11 protein-coding genes are annotated in these 17,465 nt (G+C 70.9%); 7 read left to right on the top strand and 4 right to left on the bottom strand.

What is annotated here, in order from left to right; translation table 11 throughout:
* Positions 1–15: 15 nt before the first annotated feature.
* Genes ACFSCU_RS12100 through mltB form a run of 3 tightly spaced genes read left to right on the top strand, consistent with a single transcriptional unit; the run spans position 16 to position 4,171 of the window.
* Entirely contained in the window at positions 16–1,002 is a 987-nt protein-coding gene (locus ACFSCU_RS12100; RefSeq protein ID WP_377560793.1) for a DUF58 domain-containing protein, read from the top strand.
* Complete coding sequence (locus tag ACFSCU_RS12095; protein WP_377560791.1) at positions 996–3,062, top strand: transglutaminase TgpA family protein; 2,067 nt, start codon at positions 996–998, stop codon at positions 3,060–3,062. The genes ACFSCU_RS12100 and ACFSCU_RS12095 overlap by 7 nt, the downstream gene beginning before the upstream one ends.
* Positions 3,063–3,070: 8 nt before the next feature.
* Positions 3,071–4,171, top strand: coding sequence for a lytic murein transglycosylase B (mltB, locus tag ACFSCU_RS12090; RefSeq protein WP_377560790.1), 1,101 nt, complete (start codon positions 3,071–3,073; stop codon positions 4,169–4,171).
* Between the two features lie 130 nt (positions 4,172–4,301).
* Here mltB and ACFSCU_RS12085 read toward each other — a convergent pair whose 3' ends face one another.
* The 4 genes from ACFSCU_RS12085 to ACFSCU_RS12070 all read right to left on the bottom strand — a co-directional run bounded on the left by ACFSCU_RS12085 (position 4,302) and on the right by ACFSCU_RS12070 (position 9,537).
* Complete coding sequence (locus ACFSCU_RS12085; protein WP_180551383.1) at positions 4,302–5,261, bottom strand: alpha-E domain-containing protein; 960 nt, start codon at positions 5,259–5,261, stop codon at positions 4,302–4,304.
* A 3-nt stretch (positions 5,262–5,264) separates the two neighbouring features.
* Positions 5,265–5,411: an alpha-E domain-containing protein gene (locus ACFSCU_RS12080; RefSeq protein WP_180551382.1), complete on the bottom strand. Its 147-nt coding sequence runs from the start codon at positions 5,409–5,411 to the stop codon at positions 5,265–5,267.
* A gap of 17 nt (positions 5,412–5,428) precedes the next feature.
* Positions 5,429–6,976, bottom strand: coding sequence for a circularly permuted type 2 ATP-grasp protein (locus ACFSCU_RS12075; protein WP_377560789.1), 1,548 nt, complete (start codon positions 6,974–6,976; stop codon positions 5,429–5,431).
* A 62-nt stretch (positions 6,977–7,038) separates the two neighbouring features.
* Positions 7,039–9,537 (bottom strand): DNA internalization-related competence protein ComEC/Rec2, encoded by a 2,499-nt coding sequence (locus ACFSCU_RS12070; RefSeq protein ID WP_377560788.1) that lies wholly within the window; start codon positions 9,535–9,537, stop codon positions 7,039–7,041.
* Positions 9,538–9,687: 150 nt separating this feature from the next.
* On the opposite strand from ACFSCU_RS12070, the gene ACFSCU_RS12065 reads away from it, so the two are divergent.
* Genes ACFSCU_RS12065 through ACFSCU_RS12050 form a run of 4 tightly spaced genes read left to right on the top strand, consistent with a single transcriptional unit; the run spans position 9,688 to position 17,248 of the window.
* On the top strand, positions 9,688–13,188 hold the full coding sequence (locus tag ACFSCU_RS12065; protein ID WP_377560787.1) for a transglutaminase family protein: 3,501 nt from the start codon (positions 9,688–9,690) through the stop codon (positions 13,186–13,188).
* Between the two features lie 26 nt (positions 13,189–13,214).
* A complete protein-coding gene (locus tag ACFSCU_RS12060) occupies positions 13,215–15,827 on the top strand; it encodes a circularly permuted type 2 ATP-grasp protein (protein ID WP_377560785.1) in 2,613 nt (870 codons plus the stop codon).
* 12 nt (positions 15,828–15,839) lie between these two features.
* Positions 15,840–16,790, top strand: coding sequence for a transglutaminase family protein (locus ACFSCU_RS12055; RefSeq protein ID WP_377560783.1), 951 nt, complete (start codon positions 15,840–15,842; stop codon positions 16,788–16,790).
* Positions 16,791–16,792: 2 nt separating this feature from the next.
* On the top strand, positions 16,793–17,248 hold the full coding sequence (locus ACFSCU_RS12050) for a RidA family protein (RefSeq protein WP_180551379.1): 456 nt from the start codon (positions 16,793–16,795) through the stop codon (positions 17,246–17,248).
* The last annotated feature ends 217 nt before the right edge of the window (positions 17,249–17,465 follow it).

Below are 17,465 nucleotides of genomic sequence, written 5' to 3'. Positions count from 1 at the left end.
GACTCCATCCCTGCCATGACCACTGCCCCCGCCACTGCCCTGCCCTGGTGGGCCCTGCGCGCCCGCGCCAGTGCGCGCGTGCGCCGGTGGTGGCACGACCGGCTGCCGCTGTCCGACAGCCTGCTGCTGACGCAGCGCAACGTCTACATCCTGCCCACCCGCGCCGGCTGGATGCTGGCCAGCACGCTGATCGTGCTGCTGATCGGCAGCATCAACTACCAACTCAACCTGGGCTACCTGCTCACCTTTTTGCTGGCCGGCAGCGCGGCGGCCGGCATGGTGGTGTGCCACGGCACGCTGCGCGGCCTGCGGCTGCACCTGCTGCCGCCGCAGCCGCTGTTCGCCGGCGGGCTGGCCACGCTGGATGTGAAGCTGGTCAACGCCCGCCGCACACCGCGCCATGCCATTGGCGTGGCGTTGCTCGACACCGACCACTGGTCGTGGGCCGACGTGCCGGCGCAGGGCGAGGCCACGGTCCAGGTCAGCTTCAAGCCCGCGCGGCGCGGCTTGCACCGCGTGCCCACGCTGACGGCCGAGACGCGCTTTCCGCTCGGCACCTTCCGCGTCTGGACGGTGTGGCGCCCGGCTGCGCAGGTGCTGGTGTGGCCGGCGCCAGAGCCCATGCCGCCGGCCCTGCCGCCCGGTGAGCCGCGCTCGGGCGCGGGCCTGGCCGGCGGTGCGCGCGCCTCGGGCGAGTTCGACGGCGTGCGCGCCTACCAGCGCGGCGACCCGATGAAGCTGATCGTGTGGAAGAAGTTCGCCAAGTCGGATGAACTGGTCAGCCGCGACACGCTGCACATGCAGCGGCAGGAGCTGTGGCTGGACTTCGCCCGCGTCGGTGGGCTGGACGTGGAAGGCCGCCTTTCGCGCCTGGCCGCCTGGGTGCTGCTGGCCGACGAGCAAGGGCTGGACTACGGCCTGCGCCTGCCCGGCATCGAGATCAAGCCGGCCAGCGGCCCGGCCCAGCGCCTGCGCTGCCTGGAGGCGTTGGCCACATGCTGAGCCCCGCTGCCGCCGCGCCGACACGGCCCTCGCTGCTGGGCCGCTTCGCCCACCTGCCACGCGAGACGCGCGACACGCTGTTCCTGCTGGTCGTGGTGGCCTGGGTCATCCTGCCGCAGGTCGCCCACCTGCCGGTGTGGGCCAGCGTGCTGGCGGCGGCGGTGCTGGTGTGGCGCGGCTGGCTGGCGCTGAACGGCCGGCCGCTGCCGGGCCGTTGGTGGCTGGTGGGGCTGCTGCTGGTCACGCTGGCCGCCACCTGGGCCACACACCGCACGCTGCTGGGGCGCGACGCCGGCGTGACGCTGGTGGTGATGCTGCTGGCGCTGAAGACGATGGAACTGCGCGCCCGGCGCGATGCGCTGGTCATCTTCTTCCTCGGCTTCTTCGCCATGCTGACCAACTTTTTCTACTCGCAGTCGCTGCCCGTGGCCGCCGCCATGCTGGTGGCGCTGCTGGGCCTGCTGACGGCGCTGGTCAATGCGCACCGGCCCGTGGGCCAGCCCAGCCTGCGTGAATCGGCCTGGGTGGCCGGCAAGATGGCGCTGGCGGGCGCGCCGGTGATGATTGCGCTGTTCGTGTTCTTCCCGCGCTTTGCGCCGCTGTGGGGCATTCCCAGCGATGCGCTCACCGGGCGCAGCGGGCTGTCGTCCAGCATGCAGGTAGGCAACGTCGCCGAGCTGGCGCTGGACGAAGGCATTGCCATGCGCATCAAGTTCGACGGCGCGCCTCCGCCGCAGCGCGAGCTGTACTTCCGCGGCCCGGTGCTGACCCGCTTTGACGGCCGCAACTGGACATCGCGTGGCGGCGGCGACGGCTTCGACGCCGCCTTGGCCCCCGGCCCGGCCGACCTGCAGGTGAGCGGCGAGCCGATCCGCTACGAGGTCACGCTGGAGCCCAGCAACCGCCCCTGGCTGCTGACGCTGGACGTGGCCGGCGCCCCGCTGCAACTGCCCGCCAACCGCCATGCCCGCATGACGGCCGACATGCAGTGGCTGACTTACCGCCCCATCACCGACCTGCTGCGCTACCGCGCCGAGAGCCACCCGCAGTTTCGCTACGGGCTGACAGGCTGGGACCAGCGCCCGCGGCGCGACTTTTCGGCCGATCTGCAGTTGCCCAACGGCTTCAACCCGCGCACCCTGGCGCTGGCCGACGAGCTGCGGCAAAGCACCGGCGGCGACCCCGACGCCGTGGTGCGCGCCTCACTGGAGCGCCTGCGCACCGGCGGCTACACCTACACGCTGGAGCCCGGCGTCTACGGCCAGCACACGGCCGACGAGTTCTGGTTCGACACAAAACAAGGCTTCTGCGAGCACATCAGTTCCGCCTTCGTGGTGTTGCTGCGCGCCGCCGGCGTGCCGGCACGCATCGTCACCGGCTTTCAGGGCGGCGAAATGAACAGCGTGGACGGCTACTGGACGGTGCGCAACGCCGACGCCCACGCCTGGACCGAGGTGTGGTTCGAAGGCCGCGGCTGGGTACGCATCGACCCGACGGGCTCGGTGATGCCGGGCCGCATCGGCCAGTACCAACGTCTGCGCGCGCCGGATGGCGCCATCGCTGGTGCCATCGGCACGCTCAGCCCCACGCTGCTGGCGCAGTTGCGCGCCACCTGGGAAGCCGTGAACAACCGCTGGAACCAGTCGGTGCTGAACTACACGCAAAGCCGCCAGTTCGACCTGCTCAAGAACCTGGGCTTCGAAAGCCCGAGCTGGCAGGACCTGGCCCGCATCATCGCCGGCCTGCTGGCGGCCGCCGCGCTGGGCGGCTTCGCCTGGGCGCGCTGGGAGCGCAGCCAGCACGACCCCTGGCTGCGCCTGCTGGCGCGCGCGCGCCGCCGGCTGGACGAAGCCGGCATCGACACACCGCCGCAGGCGCCGCCGCGCGCGCTGGTGCAGCGCGTATCGCAAAGCGCGCTGCCGCCCGAGCTGCGGCAGCAACTCACCGACTGGCTGCTTGCGCTGGAGCGCCTTCGTTACGCACCTGCCGCAGCGGGCAGTGCCAGCCTCGCTACACTGCAGCGCGACTTTCAACGCATGGCCTGGCCGCGCCAGCGCTAAAACTCTTCATGTCCGCTCCCCTTCCCCTGTTCGACCGTCGGCGCCTGCTTGCTACACTTTGTGCAGCTGCTAGCGCCGTATCCACGCCGTCCATCGCCCAAAATCGTGCAAGAAGGGCGCGCAGCGAGCCGGCTCCCGAGACCTACTACGCCGAGCGCGCGGATGCCATGCGCTTTGCCGACGACCTGGCGGCGCGGCGCGGCCTGCCGGCGGAGTGGGTGCGCGGCATGATCGGCCAGGCGGTGTTCCTGCCCAACGTACCGCGCCTGATGCTGCCGGCGCCGCGCGGCACGGCTAAGAACTGGCGCGTGTACCGCAGCCGCTTCATCGACCCGGTGCGCATCCGCGCTGGCGTGCGCTTCTGGGAGCGCAACCACACCACGCTGGCCCGCGCGCAGTCGCAGTTCGGTGTGCCGCCCGAGATCGTCGTCGGCATCGTCGGCGTCGAAACCATCTATGGCCAGGTGATGGGCAACTTCCGCGTGCTCGACGCGCTGGCCACGTTGACCTTCGACTTCCCGCCCCAGCACCCGCGCGCGCAGGCGCGCCAGGCCTTCTTCCAGGACGAGCTGGAGCAGTTCCTGTCCTTGAGCCACCGCACCGGCATGGACCCGCTCACCCCCCTGGGCAGCTACGCCGGCGCCATGGGCATGCCTCAGTTCATGCCGTCGAGCTGGGTCAGGTACGCCATCGACTACGACGGCGATGGCCGCATCGATCTGTGGAACAGCGAGGCCGACGTGATCGGCTCGGTGGCCAACTACTTCGTCGGCCACGGCTGGCAGCCCGGCCTGCGCACGCACTACCCGGTGCGGCTGGCACCCGAGGCGCAGATGGACGCCTTGCTGGCACCCGACATCCTGCCCTCCTTCAGCGCCGACAGCTTTGCCGCCAAGGGCGCGCTGCCGATGCACGGCGGCCTGTCGCACCCCGGCAAGTTCGCGCTGATCGAACTGCAGAACGGCGACCCCGCCCGCCCCGGCAACGAGCCCGAGTACGTGGCCGGCACCGAGAACTTCTACGTCATCACGCGCTACAACTGGAGCAGCTACTACGCCATGTCGGTGATCGACCTGGGGCAGGAGGTGATGCTGGCGATGCGGGGCTGAACTTCAAGAACGATAGCTGCGTGCGCACGCCCAGAAAGGATTTCAGATCATTTTCTTCTGAAATCAATATGCAGCAAGCGCAACCAGCTATCAAACAAGGAGTAGCCGGCCAACGCTGCGGAAACGCGCCTTACCCCAACGAAGGCACCAGGAAATCGCGGCTGATGTGCGCGCCCAGCTGGTTCACGCGGTCGAGGAACTGCGTCAGAAAGGCGTGCAGCCCGGTCGCCAGGATTTCGTCGATGTGGCCGTAGCGCAGGTCCGAGCGCAGGCGGCCGGCGTGGCGCATGGTTTCGCCCTGCGGCTCGGCGCCGACCAGGCGCAGGTTGTCCATCACGGCACTCATGCAGTGGTGCAGCGAGCGCGGCATGGCCTCGCGCAGCATCAGCAGTTCGGCCACGCGCTCGGGCACGATGACGTCGCGGTACACGCGGCGGTAGATCTCGAACGCGCTGACGCTGCGCAGGATGGCCGACCAGTGGTAGAAGTCGTACTCCAGATCGCGCTCGCTGGCGCTGCCGAAGAACTCGCTTTCCACGGCGTGGAACTTCACGTCCAGGATGCGCGCGGTGTTGTCGGCCCGCTCCAGAAAGGTGCCCATGCGCAGGAAGTGGAACGATTCGTCCTGCAGCATGGTGCCCAGCGTGACGCCGCGCGACAGGTTGGAGCGGAACTTGACCCATTCGAAGAACTCGGCCGGATCGCGCGCGAAGCGGCCCTCGCGCGCCAGGCGCTGGCCCTCCAGCCAGGTCTGGTTCAGGGTCTCCCACACCTCGGTCGTCAGCGTGCCGCGCACGGCGCGGGCGTTCTCGCGCGCGGCCTTCAGGCAGGCCAGGATGGAGGCGGGATTCTCCTCGTCCAGCACCATGAAGCGCATCACGCCCTCGGGCGTGACCTCGCCATGCCGCGCGGCATAGGCGGGCAGCAGCTCGCTGAGCGACAGCACGCCCAGCCAGCCGAGCTGCGACACCGCCGCCGACTGCGGCAGCAGCGAGGTGTCGTGGTGCACGCTGAGCATGCGGGCGGTGTTCTCGGCCCGCTCGGTGTAGCGGGACATCCAGAAGAGGTGGTCGGCGGTGCGGGACAGCATGGGTCAGTTCCAGTAAGGCCTCGAACCCCGGCGCGCTGGCGCGCGCGGCGGTGTTGTGGTGCTGCGCACCCTGTCCGCTGGCGCGGACAGAACAGCCCGCTCGGTGTAGCGGGACATCCAGAAGAGATGATCGGCGGTGCGGGACAGCATTTTTTTCTCCGCGGTGCTCAATAGCCTTGTGACTGGCTTTGCCATTGGGACTGCCCGGCTTGCGACTGGGTCTGATGCTGCGAACCTGCCGCCTCTTCCTCCAGCACCCAGGTGTCCTTCGTCCCCCCGCCTTGCGACGAGTTGACGACCAGCGAGCCTTCCTTCAGCGCCACGCGCGTCAGACCGCCCGGCACCATCTGCACCTCCTTGCCCGACAGCACAAAGGGCCGCAGGTCGATGTGGCGCGGGGCGATGCCGCTGTCGACATAGGTCGGGCAGCTCGACAGGCTGAGCGTGGGCTGGGCGATGTAGCCGTCGGGCCGGGCCTGCACGGCGCGGCGGAATTCGGCGATCTCGGCCGCGCTGGCGGCCGGGCCCACCAGCATGCCGTAGCCACCGGCGCCGTGCACCTCTTTCACCACCAGCTCGTGCATGTTGGCCATGACGTACTTCAGGTCGTCGGCGTCGCGGCACATGTAGGTGGGCACGTTGTGCAGGATCGGCTGCTCGCCCAGGTAGAACTCGATCATCTTCGGCACGTAGGGGTAGATCGACTTGTCGTCGGCCACGCCGGTGCCAATGGCGTTGCAGATGGTCACGTGGCCGGCGCGGTAGGCGTCCATCAAGCCGGCGCAGCCCAGCGTCGAATCGGGGCGGAACACCCGCGGGTCGATGAAGTCGTCGTCGACGCGGCGGTAGATCACGTCCACGCGCTGCGGGCCGGCGGTGGTGCGCATGTAGACGAAGCCATCCTTCACGAACAGGTCCTGCCCTTCCACCAGTTCCACACCCATCTGCTGCGCCAGGAAGGCGTGCTCGAAGTAGGCGCTGTTGTACATGCCGGGCGTCAGCACCACCACCGTGGGGTTGGCGGTGGCGGCGGGGCTGCTGTCGCGCAGGGTTTCCAGCAGCAGGTCGGGGTAGTGCGCCACGGGCGCCACGCGGTACTGGCTGAACAGGCCGGGAAACAGCCGCATCATCATCTTGCGGTCTTCCAGCATGTAGCTCACGCCGCTGGGCACGCGCAGGTTGTCCTCCAGCACGTAGTACTGGCCGCGCCCGCCCTCGCTGCCGGCGCGCACGATGTCGACCCCGGCGATGTGCGAATAGATCTGGTTGGGCACCGCCACGCCCTGCATCACGGCGCGGTACTGGCTGTTGCGCAGCACCTGCTCGGCCGAGATCAGGCCGGCCTTCAGGATCTCCTGCCCGTGGTAGACGTCATGGACGAAGCGGTTGAGCGCCGTCACGCGCTGCACCAGGCCGCGCTCCAACATGGCCCATTCGTCGGCCGGGATGATGCGCGGGATGAGGTCGAACGGAATCAGCCGCTCGGTGCCGGCGCCGTCCTCGTCCTTGGCGCCGTAGACGGCGAAGGTGATGCCGACGCGGCGGAAGATCATCTCGGCCTCGTCGCGGCGCGCGCGCATGGCGTCGTGGCTTTGCGCGCGCAGCCAGCCGGCATAGGCCTGGTAGTGCGGGCGGATGGGGCGGCCAGCCTCGTCGCCATGCCCAGCGGTCCCGGCCTCCGCCAGGGTTTCATACATCTCATCGAACGGGTGCATGACCACGACCTCCAATCCAGTCCCAACCGATCAAGGATAGCAAGGCGCGGGCCAGCGCGGCGTCAGCGCCCGCCGATGGGCGGCATCGGTTCGTGGTGCCAGTAGCGCCGGGCTTCGTCGCGCTGGCAGCGCACCACGTCGGGGCGCCCGCTGTGCCAGCGCATGGCACCACAACGGGGCGAATCGACCACCCGCGCCCCGCGCTCGGCATAGCGCGCCAGCACCGCCGGCGCCGGGTGGCCGAAGCGGTTGCGGTAGCCCGACTGCACCAGAGCCCAGCGCGGCTGCACGGCGTCGATGAACGGCGCCGACGACGAGGTGCGGCTGCCATGGTGCGGCACCAGCAGCACGTCGGCGCGCAGGTCGTCGTGGCGGGCCGCCAGCCGCAGCTCCTGCGCGGTCTCGATGTCGCCCACCAGCAGCGCCACCCGCGCGCCGGCGCGCACGCGCAGCACGCAGCTCAGCGCGTTGGACTTGGCTGCGGTGGCGTAGTCGGCGGCGTCGGGGTGCAGCACGCTGAACTCGACGCCGTCCCACGTCCATTGCTGCCCGGCCTGGCAGCGCATGGCAGGGCGCGTGCCCTGCAGCTCGTGGTCGTCCTCGATGGACGACAGCACGCTGGCCCCCGGCTGCGTGGCCAGGATGGCGCGGGCGCCGCCGACGTGGTCGCTGTCGCGGTGGCTCAGCAGCAGCATGTCCACCCGCTCGCCGAAAGCGCGCAGCAGCGGCACCAGCACGCGGTGGCCGGCATCGCTCTCCAGCGAATAGCGCGGGCCGGCGTCGTACAGCAGCGTGTGGCCGGCGGTGCGCACGACGACGGCGCTGCCCTGCCCCACGTCGGCCGCCAGCAGCTCGAACTGGCCCGCGGGCGGGCGCGCCGGCTGCCACAGCAGCAGCGGCAGCAGCAGGGGCACGCCGGCCAGACGCCAGGGCCACGGCCAGCGCAGCGCCAGCAGCACACCGCCGGCCACGGCGGCCACGCCCGGCAGCAGCGGCGCCGCCGCCATCTGCACGCTGGCCCACGGCCACGCGGCCAGGGCCTGCAGCACCCAGGCCAGCGGCGCCAGCGCCCAGCCCGCGGCTTGCCACAGCGGGGCCCACAGCACCCCCGCCAGCGCCAGCGGCGTGACCAGCAGCGTCACCCACGGAATCGCCAGCAGGTTGGCCAGCAGGCCCACCACCGAGGCCTGCCCGAACAGGATCAGCGACAGCGGCGTGAGCGCCAGTGTGACCACCCATTGCTCGCGCAGAAGTTTGATGAAAAATTGGCCTCCAGCGCCCGCCCCACGGGCGCCAGAAGCTCTTGAATCAGTAGCAAACAGGATCGCCACCGCGACGAAGCTGAGCCAGAACCCGGCCTGCAGCAGCGCCCACGGGTCCGCCGCCAGCACCACGGCGCAGGCCAGCAGCCAGGTCAGCCACCAGGGCCAGCGCAGGCCCGACAGCCGCAGCCCCGCGAAGGTTGCCAGCATCAGCACCGTGCGCTGCGCCGGCACGCCCCAGCCGCTGAACAGCGCGTAGCCCGCCGCCAGCGCCACGCCGCCGACCAGCGCCGCCGTGGGCGCCGGCAGCCACAGGCAGGGGTTCCAGCGCGCGCTGCCGGCCCAGCGCCCCAGCCGCCGCCACAACGCCCCCACCAGCGCCACAGCGAGCCACGAGAACATGGTGATGTGCAGGCCGGAGATGCTCATCAGGTGCGCCACGCCGGTGGCGCGGAACACGTCCCAGTCGGCGCGCTCGATCACGTTCTGGTCGCCCGTCACCAGCGCCGCCACGATGCCGGCAAAGCGCCGCGCGTCGGCGTCTTGCGCGTTGGCACCGCCCAGGATGCGGTCGCGCACCGACTGGCGCCAGCGCTCGACCGACCAGCCGCCCACCGCCAGCCGGCGCGGCGGCGTATCGCGCGGGCCGGTGCGCACGTAGCCGGTGGCGCGCAGGCCCTGCTCCCACAGCCACAGCTCGTAGTCGAAGCCGTGCGGGTTCTGGTTGCCGTGCGGCGCCTTCAGCCGCGCCGTGAGCTGCCAGCGGTCGCCCGCGCGCAGGTCGGCGGCCAGCGGCCGGGCGGCATCGGTTTCGTCGGCCGTGCTGACCGAGCCGTACCAGGCCAGCTGCACCCGCGGCGGCAGGCGCACCGCGGCGCCGTCGAGCCGCGCCTCGTCGACGTCGAAGCGAAAGCGCCAGCCCACCGCGCTGCGCTGCGGCATGCGGGCGATGGTGCCCACCAGCACCACGTCACGCCCCTCCAGCGCCGGCGCCAGCTGCTGCGCCAGCCGGTGCTGCGCGCGCCCGCCGGTGACGGCGAACGCGGCCAGCGCCGCCGCCAGCAGCCACAGCAACGCCGCGCCAGCCACCGGGCGGCGCGACCGATGCCACAGCGCCAGCACCACCACGGCGCCAGCGGCCATCGCCAGCGCCAGGTAGCGCCCGGCCGGCCACAGCGCGCCCTGCTGCAACTGCAGCGCCGTGCCCAGCACCCAGCCCGCCAGCGCCGCCGCCAGCGCCTGCCCGCGCCAGCGCAGGGTCGCTGCCCCGGTGCTGCCTTCATGCACGTCGAACGCCATCGTTCACTATTATTTCAGGAGCTGTCAGCGATTTCTGCAAGCGCTCTGGAAGCCTATTTCGTTCTGATAATGATTCGGGGCGATGGCCTACCCGCCGCTGGCCTGCCGCTTGCTAGGATGGTTTGTAACCCACGCCAAGGCAGAGCCCGGATGTCCATCCACGCCGCACTTCACCACGTCACCCACTACCGCTACGACCGGCCCGTTCAACTGGGCCCCCAGGTGGTGCGCCTGCGCCCGGCCCCGCACTGCCGCAGCAGGATCATCTCGTATTCGCTCAAGATCGAGCCCGCCCAGCACTTCATCAACTGGCAGCAGGATCCGTTCGCCAACTGGCAGGCGCGGCTGGTGTTTCCCGACAAGACCACCGAGTTCAAGGTCACGGTCGACCTGGTGGCCGAGATGGCGGTGTACAACCCGTTCGACTTCTTCCTCGAGCCGGGCGCCGAGCAGTTCCCGTTCGACTACGACCCGCTATTGAAAGAAGAGCTGGCACCGTACCTGGCGCGGGCGCCACAGGGCGATCTGTTCAACCACTACGTGGCCGGCATCGACCGCAGCCCGCAGCGCACCATCGACTTCCTGGTCGGGCTCAACCAGCGCCTGCAGCACGACATTGGCTACCTGATCCGTCTGGAGCCCGGCGTGCAGACGCCCGAGCAGACGTTGCACAAGGCCAGCGGCTCGTGCCGCGACTCGGGCTGGCTGCTGGTGCAGCTGCTGCGCCATTGCGGGCTGGCGGCGCGCTTCGTGTCGGGCTACTTGATCCAGTTGAAGGCCGACCAGAAATCGCTCGACGGCCCCAGCGGCACCGAGGTCGACTTCACCGATCTGCACGCCTGGGCCGAGGTGTACCTGCCCGGCGCCGGCTGGGTGGGGCTCGATCCCACATCGGGCCTGCTGGCGGGCGAAGGCCACATCCCGCTGGCCTGCACGCCGCAGCCCTCGGGCGCGGCGCCCATCGAGGGGCTGGTGGACGACGCACGGGTGGAGTTCCGCCACGACATGGCGGTCACCCGCATCCACGAATCGCCGCGCGTCACCCTGCCCTACAGCGACGCGCAATGGGCCGACATCCTGCAGCTGGGCGACGCGGTGGACCTGCAGCTGCAGGCCGACGACGTGCGCCTGACCATGGGGGGCGAGCCCACCTTCGTCGGCATCGACGACCGCGACGGGCCGGAGTGGAACACCGCCGCGCTGGGCCCCACCAAGCGCGTGTTCGCGCTCGACCTGCTGCACCGCCTGAAGGCGCGCTACGGCCCCAACGGCCTGCTGCACCTGGGCCAGGGCAAGTGGTACCCCGGCGAGCAGTTGCCGCGCTGGGCGCTCAGCCTGTTCTGGCGCCCCGACGGCCAGCCGCTGTGGCGCAACCCCGCGCTGCAGGCCGACGAGCGCCAGCCGCAGCAGGCCCGGCCCGAGGACGCCGAGCGCTTCATCCGCGCGCTCGCAGAACGGCTGGGCGTGGGCACGGCCGCCATCGCGCCCGCCTACGAAGACGCCTGGCACTACATCGCCGCCGAGCGTCGCCTGCCGATCAACGTCGACCCGTTCGACAGCCGCCTGGCCGACGAGGCCGAGCGCGCGCGCCTGCGCCGCGTGTTCACGCAGGGGCTGGACAAGGTGGTCGGCTGGCTGCTGCCGCTGCGCAGCACGTCCGAGCTGGCGCACGCGCCGGATCGGCCGGCCCAGCCCGCCGGGGCCGAACGCCCGCGCTGGCTCACCAGCCGCTGGTGGTTCCGCGACAACCGGCTGGTGCTGGTGCCGGGCGATTCGCCCATGGGCTTCAGGCTGCCGCTGAACAGCCTGCCCTGGGTGGCCGATGAGGACCTGCCCAAGGCCTTCCCCAAGGACCCGTATGCCGACGATGCCGACAATGACGCGCTGGCCGCTGCCGAAGACGAGCCTTCGGGGGCGCACGACCCCGAGGACCGCGAACCGCGCCGCCACGAGTCGGCCCGCTGGGTGCCGCGCACCGCGCTGTGCGTGGAAGTGCGCGACCCGGTGCGTTCGCACACCGCCGATGCCGAACTGCCCGAGATCGAAGGCGACGACGAGGCCGCCGACGCCAAACGCGCCGCGCGCAGCGCGCACCAGGCGGCGGTCGAGAAGTACGCGCTGAAGCCCGGCCAGTCGAGCATCGTCTACATCTTCATGCCGCCGCTGGACGAGGTGGACGACTACCTGGCACTGGTCACCGCCATCGAGGCCACGGCCGAGCAGCTGCAGCTACCGGTGGTGCTGGAGGGCTACCCGCCGCCGCGCGACAAGCGCCTGAAGATGCTACAGATCACGCCCGACCCCGGCGTGATCGAAGCCAACATCCAGCCCGTGCACCACTGGCGCGAGCTGGTGGACAACACCGAGTTCCTCTACCAGTCGGCGTTCGAATCGCGCCTGTCGGCCGAGAAGTTCATGGTCGACGGCCGCCACACCGGCACCGGCGGCGGCAACCACTTCGTGCTGGGCGGCGCCACGCCGGCCGACAGCCCGTTCCTGCGCCGGCCCGATCTGCTGGCCAGCCTGCTGCTCTACTGGCACAACCATCCGTCGCTCTCGTACCTGTTCAGCGGCCTGTTCATCGGCCCCACCAGCCAGGCGCCGCGCGTGGACGAGGCGCGCAACGACCAGCTCTACGAGCTGGAAATCGCGCTGCAGGAAATCCACCGGGCAAGTGAGGAACAGGGTGACGCGATGCCACCGTGGCTGGTGGACCGCACGCTGCGAAACATCCTGATCGACGTCACCGGCAACACGCACCGCAGCGAGTTCTGCATCGACAAGCTGTATTCGCCCGAAGGTCCCACCGGCCGCCTGGGCCTGCTGGAGCTGCGCGCCTTCGAGATGCCGCCGCACGCCCGCATGTCGATCGCCCAGAAGTTGCTGATGCGCGCGCTGGTGGCGCGCTTCTGGCGCCAGCCGTACCGCGCGCCCGCCACGCGCTGGGGAACGCAGCTGCACGACCGCTTCATGCTGCCCGCCTGGGTGCAGGCCGACTTCGCCGACGTGATGCGCGACATGCGCGAGGCCGGTTTCGCCTTCGACGACGCCTGGTTCGCGCCGCATTTCGAGTTCCGCTTTCCCTTCGTCGGCGACGTGCAGCTGCTGGGCATGCAGCTGGAGCTGCGCAACGCGCTGGAGCCCTGGCACGTGATGGGCGAGGAAAGCGCCGGCGGCGCCACGGCGCGCTATGTCGATTCATCGCTGGAGCGCCTGCAGCTGCGGGTGACGGGCTTCAACGACAGCCGCTACGCCCTCACCTGCAACGGCCAGGCCCTGCCGCTGCAGCCGCTCGGCACCGAGGGCGAATACGCCTGCGGCGTGCGCTTCAAGGCCTGGAACCCCTGGTCGGCGCTGCACCCCACCATCCAGCCGCACGGGCCGCTGGTGTTCGATGTGTTCGACACCTGGAACGGCCGCTCGGTGGGCGGTTGCCGCTACCACGTGGCGCACCCCGGCGGGCGCAGCTACGACAGCTTTCCCATCAATGCCTACGAGGCCGAAAGCCGGCGCCTGGCCCGCTTTGCGCCCATGGGGCACACGGCGGGGCGCGCGGCCGCGCCGCCTGCCGCGCTGGCCCTGCCCGGCAGCCGCGAATTTCCGTGCACGCTCGACCTGCGGCGCACCACGGCGGTGCGGATGCGACAATGACACGAGGTTGACTGCCTCCACCGAGGATGAACGCACCGGATCTGCCCGCCACGGCGCCCCTGTCTTCGGCCAGCCCCTTGTTTCCGCTGGCCGACACCCCCCACTTCGACGAGTTGCACGCCCGGCCTGCGCTGGCCGCCGACGCGGGTGCCGCGGTGCCGGCGCCCGGCGCGCTGCCGCTGACGCCGGCCTGGAAGGAGTTCTTCCGCCATTTCGACCTCGGCGACCCGCAGGAGCTGAACCGCCGCGCCACGCGCCTGGCGCGCCAGTTGCGCGACAACGGCGTCACCTACAACGTCTACGCCGACGAGGCCAACCTGCAGCGACCCTGGCCGCTGGATCTGTTCCCGCTGCTGATCCCGGCCGACGACTGGGCGCACATCGAGGCCGGTGTGCTGCAGCGCGTGCGCGTGCTCGAGGCTGTGATGGCCGACATCTACGGCCCGCGCCGCCTGCTGAAGGACGGCCTGCTGCCCGCCGCGCTGGTGCAGGGCCACCCCGACTACCTGCGCGCCATGCACGGCGTGCCGCCGGTGGGTGGCCAGCACCTGCACATGGTGGCGTTCGACCTGGCGCGCGGGCCCAGGGGCTTCTGGTGGGTGGTGTCGCAGCGCACGCAGGCGCCCTCGGGCCTGGGCTATCTGCTGGAAAACCGCTCGGCCGTGTCCACCCAGTTCCCCGACGCGTTCGAAGCCATGAACGTGCGCCGCCTGGCCGACACCTACCGCGGCTTCATCAAGACGCTGAAGGCCATGGCGCCCGGCGCCGATTCGCACATCGTGCTGCTGACGCCGGGGCCGTACAACGAAACCTACTTCGAGCATTCGTACCTGGCGCGTTACCTGGGCGTCACGCTGGTCGAAGGCGGCGACCTGACGGTGCGCAACCAGCGCCTGTACCTGAAGACGCTGCACGGCCTGCAGCCGGTGCACGGCGTCATCAAGCGGGTGGACGATGCCTTCCTCGACCCGCTGGAAATGCGCCCCGAATCGCGCCTGGGCGTGCCCGGCCTGCTGCAGGCGGTGCGCGCCGGCAACGTGATGGTGGCCAACGCACCGGGCGCGGGCTTTCTCGAATCCAGCGCGCTGCTGGGCTTTCTGCCGGCCCTGGGGCGCGAGCTGCTGGGCGAGGAACTGCTGCTGCCCGCCCTGCACACCTGGTGGTGCGGCGAGCCGGCCGCCCTGCGCGACGTGCTGCCGCAGCTGGGCCAGTGCGTCATCAAGCCCACCTACCCCTGGTCCACCAGCCGCGGCACCTTCCGGGCCGGGGTGGGCCCGCTGATGAGCGACGAGGTGCTGGCCTCCTGGGCCGACAGCATCCGCCGCCGGCCCGAAGAGCACACCGTGCAGGCCTACCTGCCGCCGTCGCAGATGCCGACCTGGCAGAGCGGCCCGCAGCCCGGCGTCGTGCCGCGCGCGGCCATCCTGCGCGTGTTCGCGCTGACCGACGGCGCCGGCGCCTGGCGCGTGCTGCCCGGCGGCATGACGCGCCTGGTGGGCGAAAGCGCCGGCCTGGCCACCATGGCGCTGGGCGGCAGCAGCGCCGACACCTGGGTGCTGGGCGAGGAGCCGGCGCAGGAAGCGCCCGACTTCGACCACAGCACGCTGGTCGGCATCACCCCCACCGACACCGCGCTGGTGCAGCGCGAGCGCCTGGTCACCAGCCGCGCGGCCGAGAACCTGTTCTGGCTCGGCCGCTACACCGAGCGCGCCGAGAACAGCGCCCGCCTGGCGCGCATCACGCTGGGCGCGCTGCATGGCGAGGAAGAACCCTCCATCGCCCAGCTGATGTGGCTGGGCCAGCTGGCCGAATCGGCCGGCCTGGTGCCCCAGTGCGCGCCCACGCCGCTGCAGGATTGCGCCGAGTTCGAGCGCCAACTGATCCAGCACCTGGCCGACCCCGACCTGCCGAGCGTGGGCCACGCCCTGCGCAAGCTGCGCCTGGCCGCCACGGCGCTGCGCGAGCGCCTGTCGCCCGAGCACTGGAGCTTCATCAAGCTGGCCGAGAACCGCTTTGCGCAGGAATGCGCCCCGCTGCGCGGCAGCGCCACCCTGGCCGAGGCCGACGCCCTGCACGCGCTGGGCCAGCTGTCGCGCACGCTGGCGGCCGTCACCGGCGCGCAGCAGGACCGCATGTGGCGCGACGACGGCTGGCGCCTGATGACCATCGGCCGCCAGATCGAGCGCCTGAGCTGGCTGTCGGAGGCGCTGTCGCGCGGCTTCTACACCAACGCCGTGCACGACGCGGCCGGCCACGGCGTGGTGCTGGACCTGTTCGATTCCACCATCTCCTTCCATGCGCGCCACCAGCGCAGCCGCTCGATGGCGGCGCTGATCGAGCACGTGGTGCTGAACCACCAGAACCCGCGCTCGCTCGGCTGGGTGGTGCAGCGCTTGCGCGGGCAGCTGGGGCGCCTGCACGCCAACGACCCGCACCCGCTGGAAGACCTGTCGCAACGCCTGCGCAACCCGGGGCCCGACGACCTGACCACGCTGTGCGAGTCCGACCACATTGGCGACTTCATCCATCTGCAGGCGCTACTGGCGCACTTCATGCAGGTCGGCGGCCAGCTCTCCAACGAGATCAGCCTGCGCCACTTCACCCACACCGCCGAGGTGGGCCGCAGCGTGGGCGCCTGAGCGGAGACCGACATGCGCCTGCGCATCACCCACGACACCCGCTACCGCTACGAGCCGCCCGTGCTCACCGCGGTGCACATGACGCACCTGACGCCGCCGCCCACGCGCTGCCAGGACCGGCTCGACGCCCGGCTCCAGGTGCACCCGCAGCCCGCCTCGATCACCGAATCGCTCGACATCTACCGCAACGTACGCACCTTCTTCGAGATCGCCAGCCCGCACGACGAGCTGCTGGTGCGCGCCAGCAGCCTGGTCGAGACCCACGCGCCCGATCCCGTCGGCAGCACCCTTGCCTGGGATGCCGTGCGCGACAGCTTCGTCTACCACGTGGGGGCCGAGTGGCATCCGGCGGCCGAATTCATCTACCCATCGCACTACGTGCACCCAGGCGAGGTGTTCGCCGACTACGCGCGCCCGTCCTTCCCGCCCGGCCGCCCGCTGATCGACGCCGCGCGCGAGCTGATGCAGCGCGTGCACCAGGACTTCACCTACGCCAGCCGCAGCACCGAGATCAACACCCCCGCCGCCGAGGCGCTGGCGCAGCGCCGCGGCGTGTGCCAGGACTTCAGCCACGTCATGCTGGCCTGCCTGCGCTCGCTGGGCCTGCCGGCGCGCTACGTGTCGGGCTACCTGCTCACCCAGCCGCCGCCCGGCCAGCCGCGCCTGGGGGGCAGCGATGCGTCGCACGCCTGGGTGGCCGTGTTCCTGCCCGACGTGGCCGCGCAGCACGGCGGCCACGGCTGGTACGACCTCGACCCGACCAACGACCGCCACGGCTGGGGCGCGCCGGGCGAGGACTTCGTGCGCCTGGCCGTGGGCCGCGACTACGCCGACATCTCGCCCATGCGCGGCGTCATCCACGGCGGCGCGGGCCACGAGCTGGATGTGGGCGTTACAGTGGAACCCTGCGACGCCGCCTCGCTGGCCGAGGCGCCCCCTCTTCCAACCGACCCCTTCCGCTGACCATGAGCCTCTACGACAAACTCCAGCAGCTCGGCATCCAGCTGCCGCCCGTCTCCACCCCCGCCGCCGCCTACGTGCCCTTCGTGCAGACGGGCAAGCTGGTGTTCCTGTCGGGCCACATCGCGCGCCACGAAGGCAAGCCCTGGGTGGGCAAGCTGGGCCACAACATCACCACCGAGGAGGGCGCCCAGGCCGCCCGCTCCGTGGCCATCGACCTGCTGGGCACGCTGCACGCCGCCGTGGGCGACCTGAACCGCGTCAAGCGCATCGTCAAGGTGATGAGCCTGGTCAACAGCACGCCCGACTACACCGAGCAGCACCTCGTCACCAACGGCTGCTCCGAACTGCTGGGCGAGGTGTTTGGCGAACGCGGCCAGCACGCCCGCAGTGCGTTCGGCGTGGCGCAGATCCCGATGGAGGCCTGCGTCGAGATCGAGCTGATCGCCGAAATCGAATAACTCCCCCGCCCCCTCCCTGCCTGTAGGAGCGGCGGTAGCCGCGAATGGGGCTTCCTCGATACCCGCCCCTTCGCGGCTTCCGCCGCTCCTACAAAACGCCCTGCACAGCCCATGCCCGCTCACGCCCATGCCTTGCGCCGGGGCCGCTTCAGCTATCCGGGCTACGTCTACCAGATCACCACCGTCACACGCAGGCGCGAGCAAGTTTTCGCCGATT

It is taken from the genome of Ottowia beijingensis (assembly GCF_042680925.1).
Taxonomy (GTDB): domain Bacteria; phylum Pseudomonadota; class Gammaproteobacteria; order Burkholderiales; family Burkholderiaceae_C; genus Ottowia; species Ottowia beijingensis.
The sequence above is the reverse complement of the archived record's forward strand: the minus strand, read 5'-3'. Positions and strand labels throughout refer to the sequence as shown.